The 16,794-nt window shown below is 43.3% G+C and carries 16 protein-coding genes; 13 read left to right on the top strand and 3 right to left on the bottom strand.

Features of this window, described 5'->3' with window-relative positions; translation table 11 throughout:
• Window positions 1-121: 121 nt before the first annotated feature.
• The 7 genes from BLW16_RS06080 (at window position 122) to soxC (ending at window position 8,849) form a co-directional block, all read left to right on the top strand.
• Complete coding sequence (locus BLW16_RS06080) at window positions 122-1,015, top strand: cyanophycinase (protein WP_245735142.1); 894 nt, start codon at window positions 122-124, stop codon at window positions 1,013-1,015.
• Between the two features lies 1 nt (window position 1,016).
• Window positions 1,017-2,438, top strand: a complete 1,422-nt coding sequence (locus tag BLW16_RS06075) for a hypothetical protein (protein WP_090555700.1) — start codon at window positions 1,017-1,019, stop codon at window positions 2,436-2,438.
• Window positions 2,439-2,464: 26 nt separating this feature from the next.
• Window positions 2,465-4,084, top strand: a complete 1,620-nt coding sequence (locus BLW16_RS06070; protein ID WP_245735141.1) for a hypothetical protein — start codon at window positions 2,465-2,467, stop codon at window positions 4,082-4,084.
• Window positions 4,085-5,539: a phytoene desaturase family protein gene (locus BLW16_RS06065; RefSeq protein ID WP_090555699.1), complete on the top strand. Its 1,455-nt coding sequence runs from the start codon at window positions 4,085-4,087 to the stop codon at window positions 5,537-5,539.
• Complete coding sequence (locus BLW16_RS06060) at window positions 5,539-6,813, top strand: YeiH family protein (protein WP_090555698.1); 1,275 nt, start codon at window positions 5,539-5,541, stop codon at window positions 6,811-6,813. The genes BLW16_RS06065 and BLW16_RS06060 overlap by 1 nt, the downstream gene beginning before the upstream one ends.
• Before the next feature lies 1 nt (window position 6,814).
• The gene (locus tag BLW16_RS06055; protein ID WP_090555697.1) at window positions 6,815-7,489 is read left to right on the top strand and encodes a c-type cytochrome; all 675 of its coding nucleotides are present in this window, start codon (window positions 6,815-6,817) and stop codon (window positions 7,487-7,489) included.
• A 64-nt stretch (window positions 7,490-7,553) separates the two neighbouring features.
• Window positions 7,554-8,849: a sulfite dehydrogenase gene (gene soxC, locus BLW16_RS06050; protein WP_245735140.1), complete on the top strand. Its 1,296-nt coding sequence runs from the start codon at window positions 7,554-7,556 to the stop codon at window positions 8,847-8,849.
• Here soxC and BLW16_RS06045 read toward each other — a convergent pair.
• Window positions 8,846-10,051 (bottom strand): cation:dicarboxylate symporter family transporter, encoded by a 1,206-nt coding sequence (locus BLW16_RS06045; RefSeq protein ID WP_090555696.1) that lies wholly within the window; start codon window positions 10,049-10,051, stop codon window positions 8,846-8,848. The genes soxC and BLW16_RS06045 overlap by 4 nt on opposite strands.
• A 272-nt stretch (window positions 10,052-10,323) precedes the next feature.
• Between BLW16_RS06045 and BLW16_RS06040 the strand changes: the two genes are divergently transcribed.
• Both BLW16_RS06040 and BLW16_RS06035 read left to right on the top strand, forming a co-directional pair.
• Entirely contained in the window at window positions 10,324-10,824 is a 501-nt protein-coding gene (locus BLW16_RS06040) for a DinB family protein (protein ID WP_090555695.1), read from the top strand.
• A gap of 109 nt (window positions 10,825-10,933) precedes the next feature.
• Complete coding sequence (locus tag BLW16_RS06035; RefSeq protein WP_090555694.1) at window positions 10,934-11,149, top strand: DUF6965 family protein; 216 nt, start codon at window positions 10,934-10,936, stop codon at window positions 11,147-11,149.
• Between the two features lie 15 nt (window positions 11,150-11,164).
• Here the strand turns inward: BLW16_RS06035 and BLW16_RS06030 are convergent, their stop codons facing one another.
• On the bottom strand, window positions 11,165-12,022 hold the full coding sequence (locus BLW16_RS06030; protein WP_139298265.1) for an RpnC/YadD family protein: 858 nt from the start codon (window positions 12,020-12,022) through the stop codon (window positions 11,165-11,167).
• A gap of 365 nt (window positions 12,023-12,387) precedes the next feature.
• Window positions 12,388-12,756, bottom strand: a complete 369-nt coding sequence (locus BLW16_RS06025) for a helix-turn-helix domain-containing protein (protein WP_090555692.1) — start codon at window positions 12,754-12,756, stop codon at window positions 12,388-12,390.
• 247 nt (window positions 12,757-13,003) lie between these two features.
• Between BLW16_RS06025 and BLW16_RS06020 the strand changes: the two genes are divergently transcribed.
• The 4 genes from BLW16_RS06020 to BLW16_RS06005 all read left to right on the top strand — a co-directional run bounded on the left by BLW16_RS06020 (window position 13,004) and on the right by BLW16_RS06005 (window position 15,912).
• A complete protein-coding gene (locus BLW16_RS06020; RefSeq protein WP_090555691.1) occupies window positions 13,004-13,210 on the top strand; it encodes a hypothetical protein in 207 nt (68 codons plus the stop codon).
• 64 nt (window positions 13,211-13,274) lie between these two features.
• Window positions 13,275-14,447: a FecR family protein gene (locus BLW16_RS06015; RefSeq protein ID WP_090555690.1), complete on the top strand. Its 1,173-nt coding sequence runs from the start codon at window positions 13,275-13,277 to the stop codon at window positions 14,445-14,447.
• A gap of 178 nt (window positions 14,448-14,625) precedes the next feature.
• Window positions 14,626-15,210, top strand: a complete 585-nt coding sequence (locus tag BLW16_RS06010) for an RNA polymerase sigma factor (RefSeq protein WP_090555689.1) — start codon at window positions 14,626-14,628, stop codon at window positions 15,208-15,210.
• A 489-nt stretch (window positions 15,211-15,699) separates the two neighbouring features.
• Entirely contained in the window at window positions 15,700-15,912 is a 213-nt protein-coding gene (locus tag BLW16_RS06005) for a hypothetical protein (protein WP_090555688.1), read from the top strand.
• The last annotated feature ends 882 nt before the right edge of the window (window positions 15,913-16,794 follow it).

Genomic DNA, 16,794 nt, shown 5'->3' with positions numbered 1-16,794 from the left:
TAACTCCATCCATTTTTAACGTTTGTTTGTCGCTATACTTTTAAGGGTAGCACAATGACTTTAAATATACGGCCAGGGCCCTGGGTTCTCTATGCCAAAAAATTAGATAAAAATTAAATTAATGAGCTCTTTAAATAAGGTATTTATGACATCGTTTTTTAACAGCATTGTGCTGTATTTGCTGGCAGCCGCTACGCCGGCCCTGGCACAGCAACCTATTAAAATTGATACTGCTTCGGTGACCAGGCATGGGCCGGAGCATGGATCACTGCTGATTATTGGCGGTAATGTAGGTAATACGGCCTCCGTCTGGAATAAGTTTGTGGAACTGGCGGGAGGAAAGGAGAAAGCAAGGATCGTAGTCGTTACTGCGGCCAGTGGTGATTCCGCAGCATATGACCAGAAAGATATCAATGAAATTAAAAAAATCACTGGAATAAAAGACGTCACACTGTTACATGCCAGCAGTTTGCCGGAAGCCAACTCTGATCGTTTCATTGCGCCGGTAGAACGTGCTACCGGGGTGTACTTTGTAGGCGGGCGCCAGTGGAGGATTGCTGATGCATACTTGAACACACGTACGCATCAGGCATTTTTTGATGTACTGAAACGCGGTGGTGTGATTGCAGGAAGCTCTGCAGGGGCAACCATCCAGGGCTCTTTCCTCTGGAGAGGAGATACCAGCGGCGCTGAAACACTGATCGGTGATCATGTGCAGGGACTTGGGTTCTTAAAGAATGCGGCGATTGATCAGCATTTGATGAAGCGCAACAGGCAGTTTGACCTGGTGGATTTCATTAAAGTATCACCGAAACTGATTGGCATAGGACTGGATGAAGCTACGGCAATTGTTGTACAAAAAGATACCATTCAGGTGGTAGGTAAATCTTATGTGGCGATCTATGACCATGATACCATCTTAAAGAAAAATATACCTTTTCTATTACTGAAGGAGGGAGAACGTTATGATTTGAAAAACAGGGTATTGATTAGTCCACCTAAAACTGCTAAATAAGATGCCGAAAGATCAACTTAACTCAGGAAATATTGTCTGGAAGGGCTACGAGAAAGTGCTTTTCAGACTTGCCTTTATTTACTTTTTTCTGCAGGTATTTCCGCTCGACTGGAAATATTACCGCCATTTGTTCAGCCTGAACTGGTTTAATCTCAGCTTTGCCGAAATCTTCCGGATCGCAAAATATACACCCCAGTTTGTGTCTGGTTCTTACCATCCGCAGGACTGGGGACTGGCAGCTTTTGCCGACTGGATCTTTATCCTGATGATATCTGTCATAGGAACGGTGATCTGGTCTGTCATTGATAAAAAGAATACACATTACACGCGGCTGTATGCTTATCTCAGGATACTGGTGCGTTACAGGCTTGCAGTTGCCGTCATCACCTATGGCTTTTTGAAGTTATTTGCTATTCAGGCTCCGTACCCATCACTCAGCAGTTTAAATACACCTTACGGGGATTTCACAAGCTGGAAGCTTTTCTCCCTGAGTCTGGGGATCGTGCCGGGTTATCAGGCGTTTTTAGGGGCGGTGGAGCTGCTTGCGGGTATACTGCTGCTCTTTAGAAGGACCTCAGTGATTGGCGCTACGATCATCATCTTTTTTACAGGAAATGTTTTTATGTCGAATCTTGCCTACGAAGGCGGAGAAGTGGTATATAGTTTTTACCTGGTTACGCTGGCATTGTTCCTTGTCGTTTATGACGGAAAAAGGATTATCAATCTGATCATCCTGCATATTCCTGTTGCACCTGCAAGACAGGCGCTGGTATGGACCGGTCAGCTGAAAATTGCCCGTTTTGTGCTAAAGTCGGCACTGATACTGGTATTTGTACTGATCTATGGTTTTAGTGCCCATCGGTCTTCGGTAAAGGGAGGTTATCATTTTACAAGCCGTCCCGGGATTAAAGGGTTAAAGGGATTGTATACCGTGAAAAGCTTTACGCTCAACGGACAGCTCAGACCATATTCACTGACCGACTCCCTGCGCTGGCAGGATGTGGTATTCGAAAAGTGGGCGTCACTAAGTATAAAGATCAATAAAGATTATGCTGCGCTGAACGATAACGTGGAAACAGTCCCACCAGGTACCGGAAGTTTATATGAGCCTTCCGGTACAAAAGGAAGGGTGTACTACAGCTTTAATGCCGATACGCTGCATCATACTATCCGGCTGACGAACACTTCAGTGCTTAGTGATACTTCCTCAGTTGCAGACACTACTTCATTTACAACTGCTTCATCACGAAGTGCTAACCCGGCAACAGATGGACAGCTCAGCTATCAGGCCGGGCCAGACTCCACGCTGGTGCTTAGCGGGATCATTGGCGGAAACCGTATTGAGGCCATATTGGAGAAAAACCCTAAAAAATATTTGCTGAAGGCCGCTGAAAAAGGCCGTGTAAGGGGATTGAAATTATAAAGAAACATGAATTAAAATTCGACGATATGTCTGCGACAGAAATAGGAGCTGAACTTGAAATTGTAGAGGATTCAGCAGACCAGCCGGTTTCGGGACCGGATTTGGGTAAAACAACTGATACGGTAAACGGCGGGATCCCTGCGGATGCGCCGCCGCTGGTTTGGAAGGACTACCAAAAGATAGCTTTTCGTATAGCTTTTATCTTTTTTGTCCTGATGACCATTCCGGAAAGTGCAAAATGGTATACGCAGCTGTTCCAGTTCGACTGGACGAGCTTACACTATCGTGATCTGTATGATATTGCGCGTTACCAGCCTTCATTTGTCAGGGGGGCAGGTTACTATGGTTATGCCGAATGGCTGGTACTGTTCGCGGTGTCGGTTGCCGGAGGAATAGTCTGGAGCCTGTTGGACCGCAAGAGAAAGGAATATAACGTTTTGTATTACTGGCTGACGGTGATCGTCCGTTACCGGGCTGCCATAGGTATTATCGGTTTTGCCTTTACCAAAGTATTGCCTGTGCAGATGCCTTATCCTTCAACAGGAATCCTGAACACCAATTTTGGTGACCTTACCGCACAAAAAATCTATTGGTTATCTATCAGTATCGTGCCCTGGTATCAGGTTTTCGCCGGTATCGTGGAGCTGACCTCGGGCGTGCTGCTCTTCTTTAGAAAAACAGCTACGCTCGGGGCAATCATCCTGTTTGGTGCTTTGGGCGATATTGTATATGTCAACTTCGCCTATGATGGCGGAGTGCATGTTTACAGCAGTTACTTTGTGCTCTTCGCTGCTTTTCTCCTGGCTAAAGAAATGCCCAAAATCTATAACTTGTTTATTCTGGAGCGGTATACGGTGCCGGTCGACTTCGATATCCATTTTAAAGAAAAATGGCTGAAGACCACCAGGATCGTCTTAAAAACCGGGGTGATTGTATTATTCCTGTTCGTATTTTTTTATATCCAGCTCAATAACTTCCTTTATGATCCGTACAAACAGCCCGCTGCAAGAGGCGTTTCAGCACTGAGGGGATATTACCAGGTGTCGGAGTTTAAGCTGAACAACCAGGTCATTCCCTATAGCCCGCAAGATTCGCTGAGGTGGCAGGATGTAACATTTGAAAAATGGACTACGCTTACCTTCAAACAAAACAAGGCCGTGCCGCTTGACCTCTCCAACGGAGGAGGATCGCCTATGCGGGATATCAACCGGACTTTTGAGATTGCAGGTGTAGGCGGGGGCAGAAGGGTCTTCTATTATGAAGCTGATACAATAAACCATATCTTGTACTTGCAGGATAAATTCAGGGCTATGCCCGGTTTGTCTGAAGGCAAAAAGAAAAAAGGCCGGCGTTCTGAAGCGAAGCAGCATAAAGTAAATGGACAGCAGAATTTCCTCACTGACCAGCAGGAATATGCCCAGATTGACGCCGCAGGTTTAACCGACAGGAGGCTGAAAGGAATTACGGCGGAACGTGCACTGGAAACAAAAAGAAACAGAATGGTACTTCATTACAGCACTACTGACGGGAAAGAAGTGCTCCTGAAAGGAATTAACGAAAATAAAGACTCCGTATCTCTGGTGTTGCACCGGGTAGAAAGGCAGTATGCCTTAAAATTAAGTACCCTGAATGCAGGAAAATATTAAATGAATAAAGAACATATAGCGTATGATGCCGTAATTGTAGGATCGGGGCCCAATGGGCTGGCCGCTGCAATTACTATGCAACAGGCAGGCCTTTCTGTACTTCTTGTTGAAGGGAAAGACACCATTGGCGGGGGAATGCGGACAGCTGAACTCACTTTGCCGGGTTTTAAACACGACGTCTGCTCGGCCATTCACCCGATGGCTGTGGCCTCCCCATTTTTTGCTTCCCTTCCTTTACAGGAATACGGACTGGAATTTATACAGCCCGGGCTTGCGGCCGCACATCCCTTCGATGATGGTACAGCCGCTTTCCTCTCAGGATCGATGCAACTTACTGCAGCCGCACTGGGAAAAGATGAACAGGCTTATCTGGATCTCATCGGGCCGCTGGTGCAGAACTGGGAAAAACTTGTCGGCAGTATCCTTTCACCACTGAAGTTTCCTCAACATCCGTTATTGCTGGCTGGTTTTGGGCTTAAAGCACTGCAGTCGGCCGAAATGATCTCCAAAAGATTCTCCACCGAAAAAGCCAAAGGGCTATGGGCAGGCATGACTGCACATTCCATCCAGCCGCTTAGCAATCTGGCTACAGCAGCTATAGGCATGGTATTATCTGCGGTGGGGCATGTACATGGCTGGCCAATTCCCAAAGGAGGGTCCCAGTCGGTTGCCAATGCCCTGGCGGGATATTTTGTGTCCCTCGGCGGAAAGATCCAGACGGGCCAGATGGTGAAGTCACTCGATGAACTGCCTAAAGCCAAAACGGTCCTGTTAGACCTTACACCCAAACAACTGTTGGAGATTGCTCCGGAAAAGTTCTCCGCCCTTTACAAATGGCAGCTTGGCCGTTACCGGTATGGAATGGGGGTCTTTAAAATAGACTGGGCATTATCATCCCCGATACCCTTTACTGCCGCTGAATGCCTTAAGGCGGGAACTGTGCATATCGGAAATACCTTTGGCGAAATTGCGGGTACAGAACAGCGGTCGGCCAATGATATTCATGCCGAAAAACCTTTTGTACTGCTGGCACAGCCCAGTGTATTTGATGGGAGCAGGGCGCCTTCGGGCAAACATACGGCCTGGGCATATTGCCATGTGCCCAATGGTTCCAGAAAAGACATGACCGAAGCCATAGAAAAGCAGGTAGAGCGTTTTGCGCCGGGCTTCAGGGATACGATCCTGGACAGGCATACCATGAATACAGCCGAAGTAGAAGCCTACAACCCGAATTATATCGGTGGCGATATCAATGGCGGTATCATCGACCTTAGCCAGTTGTATACTCGGCCTGCGCTGAGGATCTCTCCATACAGAACTTCAGCCAAAGGAATCTATATCTGTTCTTCCTCAACGCCTCCGGGAGGAGGTGTCCATGGCATGTGTGGTTATTATGCTGCAAAGCAGGCACTTGCCGATATTTTTAATCTTAAAACCCCTAATTTAAATTCATAATGACAGCTAAAACTACCCGATTTACGTTACATGAAGACTGGACCGTAGTTATTCTCGGTTCCCTGGTCATCTTTTCTGCCTTATTCTTTTACGTGGTGCCCGTACCGGTTTATAAATGGAGCAACCCGTCAGAACTGACCAGCAACGTCCTCAATTCCGCTAACCTGGTTGTACTGCTTATCCAGCTGGTCTTTGTGATGGTTGTAGGAAGTATCGGTGCGCTGATCACCGGAAAGGAAGTAAAGAATTTCCTGTTGGGTTTTCCTGCGGTATATCTGCTGACAGTACTTGCCCTTATCATTGCCGGCAATGCATTTATCAAATCCATCAATCTCGAAGCAGTGATCTTCAGCCTCGTGGTTGGCCTTATTATCGGTAACCTCTTCAAGCTGCCGCAGTGGTTCCGTGATACTTTATCTACCGAACTTTTTGTAAAGATAGGACTCGTGTTGCTTGGTACCACCGTCATCTTCTCAGATATCCTCAAAGCCGGCTCCCTGGGGCTGATCCAGGCGCTCGTAGTAGTGCTTTCTGTATGGTATTTCGCCTTCTGGCTTTGTAAAAAGCTTAAGGTAGATGACGAGCTCACTATGATGATCTCCAGTGCAGTTTCCATCTGTGGTGTATCTGCAGCCATCGCCACCTCGGGAGCCATCAAAGGTGACCCTAAGAAACTATCTTATGTGATTTCTATGGTGCTGATTACGGCAATCCCTATGATGATCTTCATGCCCTATATTGCTGCGTATTTTCATTTTCCGCAACAGGTAACCGGTGCATGGCTGGGTGGCAGTATTGATACTACCGGTGCTGTAGTAGCTTCGGGAACATTGGTTGGCGAGGAAGCACTGAAGATCAGTACCATCGTGAAGTTCTCACAAAATGTATTACTGGGAATTGCAGCTTTTGCCATCAGTATCTACTGGTCGTACAACAAAACTGCAAAAGGTGCGGAAGCTGTGGAAAAACCCACTTTAAAGGTGATCTGGGAGCGTTTTCCAAAGTTTGTACTTGCCTTTATCGGAGCTTCGCTGCTATTTTCATTCTTTTTGTCTCCCGCTGCTGCCGGATCGGTAAAGGATAGTCTCAAAAATCTGCAGAATGCCTGGTTTACACTGGCTTTTACCAGCATCGGACTGGAAACGAATTTCAAGGACTTGTTTAAGAATGAAAATAAAAAGCCACTGTATGCTTTCCTGATCGCGCAGCTATTCAATGTTTTTGTCACACTGATCATTGCGTGGTTTCTTTTTGGAAACGCAGCGGCCATTTGATATGAATAAACAGACGCTGATCAATCGGTATTTAATCCTACTGCTGGTTTTTGTAGCGGGGTTGGCTACGGTAGTGTTTACTGTATATAAAAGGACTACTGCGGCCCATCCTGACCGTTTTGGATTTGGAAGGGCCGCAGGTACGGATGAAATCAGGGCACTGGATATTGATGTCAGGCCCGACGGCCGCGGTTTACCTGCAGGATCGGGAAGTGTTGAACCCGGCCGGCTGATCTATAATAGCAAGTGTATTGCCTGTCACGGAGACGGTGAGAAAACAGAAAGCCCTCTTTTAGGGGAAGCACTGTTTCTGAATTATCCGGTTAAAAATGCGTCCGGCAATGGTCAGGAATCAAATAAAACTTCTCCGCAGAACGGAACGTCTGCGAAGGTTAAGACCGCCGGTGGGCAGACAGACAGCACTCCGAAAACCATAGGTACTTACTGGCCATACGCAACTACGATATTTGATTATGTAAGAAGAGCGATGCCTTATAACGCTCCTGGTTCTCTGACAGATCAGGAAGTATACCATCTTACGGCTTATCTTTTATACCGCAACAGAATCATTTCCGCCCAAACGGTGATCAATGAAAAGTCTTTGCCAAAGATTGTGATGCCAGCGAAAGAAAAATATGTTGAGGATGACCGCGAAGGAGGAACAGAACTGAAATAGGCAGAGCCGAAAGGTTGTGAGAACAGATAACCTGCAAGATCATATAAATCAATTTTAAATACTGATGATGGAAGAAAGTTCAGAAAATACTAAGTCATTGACCGAGCGTAAGATCAGTCGCCGGTTATTACTGGGTGGCGCAGCTACCGCGGCAGTGGTACTGGTACAAACCTCTGTGGGTAAAATGGTTCAGGCAGCTGTACCGCAATCACTGGCTCCAGGGCTGTTAACTGGCTCATCTTTATTAAAGGCACCCGATGTTCTGCCGTCTGATCCTACAAAGATACCCGGCAGGGGACCAAGCGCTTCCGGAATGCCTTCCTCATTTGAAAATCCTGAGCGTTTACCTTCTCTCACTTCATCCAGGACTCCGCTTCAGGATCTTTACGGAACGATAACACCATCGGCTTTACATTTTGAACGTCATCATGGCGGAATCCCTGTAATTGATCCTCAGAAATACGAACTTGTTATTCATGGAATGGTAGACAGGCCATTGATCTTCCGCCTGAAAGATTTGAAAAGGTTTCCATCGGTAACACGCACCTGTTTTATCGAATGTTCGGGCAATTTCCGCTCCGGGAAACAGGAAATGACGCCGCAGGAGATCTGTGGTTTAACAAGCCAGAGTGAATGGACAGGAGTGATGTTATCTACGATCTTCAGGGAGGTTGGTGTCAGGGAGAAAGCAACCTGGTTTTTAGCTGAGGGTGGTGATGCCGCTGTAATGACGCGGAGTATTCCTGTGAGTAAGGGTTGGGACGACGCTATGATCGTATATGCACAAAATGGCGAAGCCATCAGGCCTGAACAGGGATATCCTGCACGTTTGCTCTTACCAGGATGGGAGGGTAACACCTCTGTGAAATGGCTGAGAAGGATTGAATTATCAGATGCTCCATTTATGACCCGTGAGGAGACTTCCAAGTATACAGAATCAGTAAAAGATGGCAAGATCAGGCAGTTCAGCTTTGTCATGGATGCCCGTTCAATCATTACCTTTCCATCTTTTCCGGTACAGCTGGAAAAGGGCTGGATAGAGATCAGGGGTATTGCCTGGACCGGCCGCGGAAAAATAGTTAAAGTAGAAGTGAGTATTAACGGCGGAAGATCCTGGGAACCGGCTGAGTTGCAGGGGCCGGTACTGGATAAGGCCCATACAGCCTTCCGCTATCTGTGGAACTGGATGGGTGCTGAAACCGAGATCATGAGCCGTGCAGTGGATGAAACGGGATATGTACAACCATCTTACCAGGAACTATGCGCGGCAAGGGACAGCAAGGGAGGATACCACTTTAATCCGATCACTCGCTGGAGGGTTCAGAAATCGGGGAAAATTGTGCTTGCTGAAGGAGCTTAATCTTTTGCAAATTCTCCTCCGGCAGGGGTAATAAATTCCTTCTCACTTTTCGCAATGACGATCGTGGCGACGCCGTTTCCAATGATATTAGTGATTGCCCGTGCTTCACTCATAAATTTATCCACGCCCAGCAGGAAAGCCAGGCCTTCCACAGGAATCTTATGGATAGCCGTAAGTGTGGAAGCCAGGATAATAAAACCGCTTCCTGTAACGCCGGCTGCACCTTTTGAGGTAACCATTAAGATTCCGATGATACTCGCCATTTCCGCCAGTGACAGGTGCACATTGTACAGCTGGGCCAGGAAGATGACCGACATAGACAGATAAATCGATGTCCCATCCAGGTTGAAAGAGTAACCAGTAGGTACTACCAAACCCACTACAGACTTACTGCAGCCCATTTTTTCAAGTTTCTGCATCAGCGTAGGCAAAGCCGATTCAGAAGAGGACGTTCCAAGCACCAGCAGGAGCTCTTCTTCAATATATTTAAGGAATTTAAAAATACTTAACTTATAATAACGAAGTATTGCTCCCAGGATCAGAAATACGAAGAGGAACATCGTCAGGTATACCGTTCCCATCAATTTTGCCAGCGGTATCAGCGTGTGGAGGCCGAACTTTCCAATGGTGTAGGCCATCCCACCGAATGCACCGAGAGGGGCGAGGTACATCACATATTTCAATCCTTTAAATACCAGTTTCGACCACTTGCTTAACGTATGTACGGCAGCCTCACGGTGTTTTGAAAAGTTCAGGACGATGCCGACAACGATCGCCACCAGAAGTATTTGCAAAGTGAAATTCGATAAAAAGAAATCCGCCCAGTTGAAACCTGCATGTCCGGAAGTATTTGTATATTTTGACGGATCCTGCTCCTGCAGGCCGGTTTTACTGATCTTGCCTGGTTGAATGATCACCGCAACCACTATTCCGATGGCCAGTGCGAAGGTGGTCAGCACTTCAAAATAGATCAGCGACTTTAAGCCGATGCGTCCTACCTTTTTTAAATCCCCCATTCCGCTGATCCCTAAAACTATGGTCAGGAAAATGATCGGGCCGATGAACAATTTGATAATGTTCACAAATGTCTTGCCCACGATTTCCATTTTTATTGCTGTAGCAGGTGCGTAGTGGCCTAATAATATACCTGCAATAATGGCTATCAGTACCCAGAAAGTAAGATTTTTAAAAACAGTCTTCATGTTGGTGATTTAAATCAGATAGGTAATAATAGCGATTTTTTTAAATTAATGGGCGTAAATGAAGGTGTATTAGCAGCGATTTTTAAAATAAAACTTTTGGTTTTGAGCTTAAGTCAAATAGGAGTGATATTTTGAAATTAGCTGAAAAACCGGATAAAGGCAATGTCTAGCATTATTTGAGGAAAAATAGAATACTTTTTATGCTGTTGATGTACTGTTGTCAGCATTATAACGTTTGTCTCCTTAAAGAATAAACTGATAAAATAAATTGTATGTCTACTCCAAACGAATTTCTACAAGAACTGACAAAGGAATCTGTAATTACCCGTAAAACACTGGAGCGTGTTCCGGCTGACAAGGATGACTGGCGTCCTCATGAAAAAAGTAGAACCATAAAGGAACTTGCCACACATATTGCTGAACTTCCGTTCTACATCATTATGGCTTTAACTACAGATGAATTTGACTTGCAGGCTAATGCCAATGAACCACCTGTTATAAACAATAACGAAGATCTGCTTAACATGTTTGACAATGCCATTGCAGCAGCAAAAGCGCAGCTTGAGGCAGCGAACGAGAAAGATTTGTTGCCAACCTGGTCGTTGAAAAACGGCGGTGAGGTGCAGATATCACTAAGCAGGGGCGGGTTGCTGCGCTATGCTTTAAATGAGATGATCCATCACCGTGCCCAGTTGGGTGTTTATTTTAGACTGCTGGATATTCCGGTTCCACGTACCTATGGGCCAACAGCGGACGAACCAGGCTATTTGTAACACTTTGTAATGGTCTGAATCAATAATCCGGCGGCACTGACCTTGTTGGGGCCTGCCGGATTATTATTTCATCTGTTTTAAATTAGGCAATTTTCTTTTAACTTCGCATATGTCAGTAGAAGAATTAGAAGCGTATTTCGCAGGAATCGAATTACCGGAGAGGGTTGAATTGGATAAGGGGGTGGTAATTGAAGATATCCCGCTGTTTCTTGAATCCCATTTTAGCTATCTGAAGAAAAATTGGGATCTCAAATCTGCTGATGTCTTTGTACTGCGTCTTCACCAGCTTCATGCGAAGATTGAAGCTGGCAGGGAAGAAGGCTAACCAGATCGCTGATAATTATAAAGCTAAGGTTTCTTTTTTACGCAATCTCTTTATAAAAGTTAGCGGGACCTTTAGTGCTTCAGCAGCCCGGTTCTCGGTATAACCAAGATTATAGATCAGATGGTATGCTAATTCCTTCTTGACTTCGATCTTACCCTCAATCTTACCCTCAATCTTACCTTCTATTTTACCCTCAATCTTACCCTCTATTTTACCCTCAATCTTACCTTCTATCTTTCCTTCTTTAATGCCTAGCTTAATTCCTCTTTCTTTGTAAATTTCTGCAATATGTTCTTCAATGCCCATGTTTGGTTTGTTTTTGGTTAAAAATTGTAATTCTTTATCAAAAATAGCTTTTGTTTCTTCTAATTCAAAAAGAACGTAAAAGGTTATAAAATGTAAAAGTGCTCTTGTTGTTTTTTGTGAAAGCATTCTTGAAAACAGGTGTTTAATCAGGTCAATCTTTAAATCCTTTTTCAATTGATCACGTTTTTGAATGTTCTTTACGTTCCTGCACTTTCCGGTAATCCTTGCGGCGATAATAGCAATTGCAAATGGATTTTCGCTGGAGAAAAGTTCTTCATCAGTTGGGTCGGTAATCTTAAATGTATTGTACTGATATTTTAATTCTGTACCTAAAAATCTTCTCTCGAAAACATTTGGACGATATTTTGGGGTTGCTTCTGTTAATATCGCGTAAGCAGATATACGCTTTTTATGTTTATCCATTAATCGATAGAAATAGGTATACATTCTTTCTCTGAAATTTTCCCTGTAAGCGGCCTGGAATTCAAAATGCAGCAGGATCCAGTCGTCTGATTCATCATGAGGATAAACCTTAACTAGTTTATCAACAATTTTTGGCGAATTCATCCGCTCTTCCGGCCTGAAAACTTGCGGAAGTTCATTATCCAGAAATTCATATCCCAGGTTAAGATTTAAAATATTGTCTATTCCCGGGTGAATAAACCTGAGAAAGTCCGGGAAGCAATCCTCCAACAAACTTTTCCATAAGATGTCTTCATTTCTTATCACAGAACAAACATACAATATATTTGTACATTAAATTAATAAAATAGAAAATATTTATATTTTAATGAATATTAGCAATGTGTTAAAATTGTGTGAGATATCTATAAATATTTGGTAAGTCTATACAGTAATTCTGATCAGTACGTCTAAGGGCTGTCCGGAGGTGCTGATCCCTGAGCTGGGATAGCAAGTTGAGTGATAGAATTTTAATTCGGGTTAAACGGTATAAATTTCGAGTGTGCGCTGATCTTTAATTCAATGATATGCCTGAGTATATCTGCAATCTCCAGTTGCACCATAACTGCTTCCCGGCCCATAGGGTGATTGACCAGATCTACAGGGGCCATATACTTCAGATCCACCTGTTCCTTTGTCAGTCCGAATTCTACCAGTTCAGATGCTGAGATCCTGTAAAACCGTAATAATTTTCTGAAGATCGTCAGCGTGATCTCCATCTCTTCGCTCTCAATATTTTTGTATGTTTTGGCAGAAGTTCCCAGCTCCCTGGCCAGGTCCTCAATGGTTAAGCCTGCGGTTTCCCGGAGTGCTTTTATGTTATATATAAGCTTCCTCATAAATTCAGGTATCAATCAGTAAATGTTATATCTAATTTATCATTTTTTTCTATAATAAGTGCAATTTTGTAGGATCGAATTATAAAATTAATTATTAATTACTAATTTCCGTATTTACCTCTGACATACTTGTGTTCACCACGGGAATAAGTAGTTTGGTCATAATTCACAATCAGCAGGAATTAATATTCTTGCCGTACGTAGGAGGAATTTGCAGGATAATAGACTGTATATTAAACAACTCATCATGGAAAAGCAAGAATTTTCAGAGGCTGTGAACGCATATTTATCACGTACGGCTGACTCCTGGCAGGAATTTATCGTAGAAGACTATTATGACAGTTACACGCATTGTTTCGACGTACTTGAACTCTTTCAGGAAGCACAGATCAAAGAAATTGGCGACCGCATTTTTGCTAAAATCATCAAGAAGATCCGGCGCATGGAACGCTGATCGAAAATAATCGCGCTGTCTATGGGAGATTGAGACAATTAAGTATACTGTATTGGTATAGCATATGAATACACCCAATAGAATAGAATTTTTAAGAATAGTTGAAAAATATCTGGATGGAACTGCAAATGCAAAACAGGCGTCCGCGGTAGAGCAATATTTTGACCTTTTTTCCACAGAACCAGATGTACTGGATACCGTTGATAAAAAAGATCTTAGAGTGATCCACGATCGTCTGAAATCAGCAATTGACACAAGAATTGACCAGGAAGATAAATTTCATACCGTTGTGCCCTGGAAATACTTCTCTGTAGCAGCCAGCATCTTATTGGCTGCTACAATAGGTATTTATTTTTACCAATCCCGGAAGCCGCAATTAAAACAGTTTAGTAAGCCTGCCGGGATGCATGCGGATATTGCTCCCGGAGGTAATAAGGCTATTCTTACTCTTGCCAATGGTTCAAAAATCTCCCTCAATGATGTGCATTCCGGTAAAATTGCGAATCAGTTTGGTACCAGCATCAGCAAAGCCAAAGATGGCAGCCTGGTATACGACAGATCAACTTCAGCAGATACCCGGCTTGTTTACAACAGCGTAGAAACACCAAAAGGAGGTCAGTATCAGATAATCCTGGAAGATGGCACCAAGGTTTGGCTCAATGCTGCTTCTTCGTTAAAATACCCATTGGCTTTTGATGGTAAAGAACGAAAGGTGGAACTGAATGGTGAAGCCTATTTCGAGGTCGCCAAAAATAAATCGAAACCTTTCAGGGTCGTTACTGATCATCAGGTGGTAGAGGTATTGGGTACCCATTTCGACATCAATTCCTATACGGATGAGCCATTTACCAGAACCAGCCTTTTGGAAGGCAGTGTAAGGGTGACCAGTCTGGCTTCAAATGCGAAGGTTGTGATCAAACCCGGTCAGCAGTCTGTATTAAAATCTGGTTCTTCGTCTGCAGTTATCGCTGTGAAGAATATTGATATAGACGAAGCGGTAGCCTGGAAAAACGGATATTTCATGTTTGATGAAGAACCTTTGGAGAGTATCCTGAGGAAGATATCAAGATGGTATGATGTAGATGTTCAATACAAAGGAATGGACGCTAAAAACCAATTGTATTTTAGTGGTACCCTGTCTAAGTATAGCAATGTCTCCAAAGTATTGAAGAAATTAGAATTAACGGAATCTGTTCATTTCAAGGTGGATGGCAGAACTATTGTTGTGATGCCCTGAATGGGGAACAGGAATACATTAATGCTCTTTTAAATATGGAATAACCGGTCATACCGATTGTTCCATATATGTATGTAAAACCATTTTATTCTTTTTACTATATTGATATATAGATGTTTAAGACCCCGTTTTTCAAAATTAGCCGAGATCTGTTTTCAATGTTTAAACGAAAAAGGATATGATTAGTAAAATCAGACAATACCGGGCCTATGAAGATGTTCAGCTGGTTACCCTGCTTGTAGAAGGGGACAGACTGGCCTTTGATGAAGTTTATGAAAGATACTGGAAGAGGCTGTACAATGACACGTACAAACGCTTGAAAAGCATCGAGATGATCGAAGAGATCGTCCAGGATGTGTTTTCAAATCTGTGGACTTCAAGGGGCAAAAGAAATATCCAGAACATCTATCCTTACCTGCTTACTTCTGTCCGTTACCAGGTGTTCATGTTATATAGAAAGGGGAAGGCCACTCCGGAATTCGAGGAGCCGCTCGAACATATGGTTTTGTCTACCTTACAGGCGGATTCCCTTTTTAATGAGAAGGAACTCAAGGGATGTATCTCCATTTGGATGTCCTTGCAGCCTGATAAGAGAAGGGCTGTTTTCCAGATGAAATATGTAGATGAAAAATCTACCAGGGAAATCAGTGAAATTCTGGGGATTTCCCAGAAAACCGTGCAGAATCAGTTGCTGACTTCCTTTTCGAGTTTACGGGATTTTCTGAGTAAAGCAATGATTATTCTTACTGTTTGGCCGCGTTAATAGGAAATAACAACTTGGAGCCAGAGTGCCTAATTGTAAAGCAGCAACGCTGCCTTGGCGTCACTGCTTTGAACATTGTTTAGCTATCATTATCGCCATGCGGGCGTCCCTTGCATCAGATCTGGTCAAAAGTTACCAGTACCGCCCAGATTAACACCAATGACATTCAAAGAGTATTGGGGCATGTCATTTTAGTTCTATATGCTTACCGCCCGGGAAGGGCGTCATGAAAATACGGTACTCCCCACAATATCTTAAAAAAAATGCTGCATTAGAAATATTGTCATATATGTATCTAAATTAAGATGATATAAATAATTTAGTCTGGTCAAGGGTTACAAATGTCTGGCTGGCTTAATATTGTTCATTCGTCTGTTATCAGGCTTTACCTAAATGAATGAATTTTGCTCATAACAGGTTCAAAAAAATATTTTGCTTTCGCATAGGAGATTATGTCATCCTGATCGACATATATATATAAACACTAAAATGGAAAAAGAAGAATTTTCAGAAGCATTGGATGCCTTTCTGGCAGACACCGCTAATTCCTGGCAAAAATTTATTATAGAAGACTATTGTTACAGTTATACGTATTGTTATGATATTGTAGAACTCAGTAATGATGCGAACGAAAAACAGGTAGGTGGCCGGATATTGGAAGCGATCATTAAAATCAGGATGAGGGATATGGGGGAATATTAACTTTTCTGTCCTTTTCATCTGTTTTTCCGGCGGATTTTCAACCTGCCTTTCAGATGTATTTTATTTTAAGTTGTTGAATTTGAGATTATTGTCCTGATTTATTTGCTGCGCAGGCCGTAACTTAGTGATGATAAAACCAAGTAAATAGCGGAGGATGAAGACGTTATTATTGATCAGAATAATGGCAATCAGCATTCACGCAGATAACTAATCAATTCTGATAAAGGGAATCCGAAAACCTTGAAATAGAGTAGGTGAAATTAAAGTTTTTCTACCTTTTTGATGTATAAAAGGATGTACGTTATGCCAAGAGCATGGTATTGTTATGTTGGTCCGGGAAGTCCTTTGGATGCCAATAGTTATGTTCTATCACCAACAAAACCAACCTGTACAATAGGCTGGACAATTTGTGCGATTTATGTCCCGAGTGGTGGCTTTTTTCCTGACGCCCCACTTTCTCCTAACATGCAGCAATATATATTAGCAGATTTAGTTACTGGTGTTCCACAACCGCAGACAGGCCTCAGATTCTTTGTATACCAGAAACTGACCTAACAGATCATTTACAGGTCTTACACTTTAAATAGGAAAATATGATTCTGTTTAAGTGTAAGATCTACTTGTTCAGTACCTCTACAATTCTTATTCGCTATGGTTTAATATGGTTTTGATACTAATTATCATTCTCATAAGAAATTATTCCTATTTGGTGTAGGAGAATGCCTTCGAATTACACACTAGTATGTAAAGGGTTTATTTATCTAATTACATCTACTAATGGAAAAACTGGACTTGCTATATTTGAGTAGACACGGAGTTAAGGGATTTACATACCTTAACAGAAATTATGTCACGAGAGAGAAAAGCATACCCGAAGGAGTT

The sequence above is a fragment of the Pedobacter hartonius genome, assembly GCF_900107535.1.
Taxonomy (GTDB): domain Bacteria; phylum Bacteroidota; class Bacteroidia; order Sphingobacteriales; family Sphingobacteriaceae; genus Pedobacter; species Pedobacter hartonius.
The sequence above is the reverse complement of the archived record's forward strand: the minus strand, read 5'-3'. Positions and strand labels throughout refer to the sequence as shown.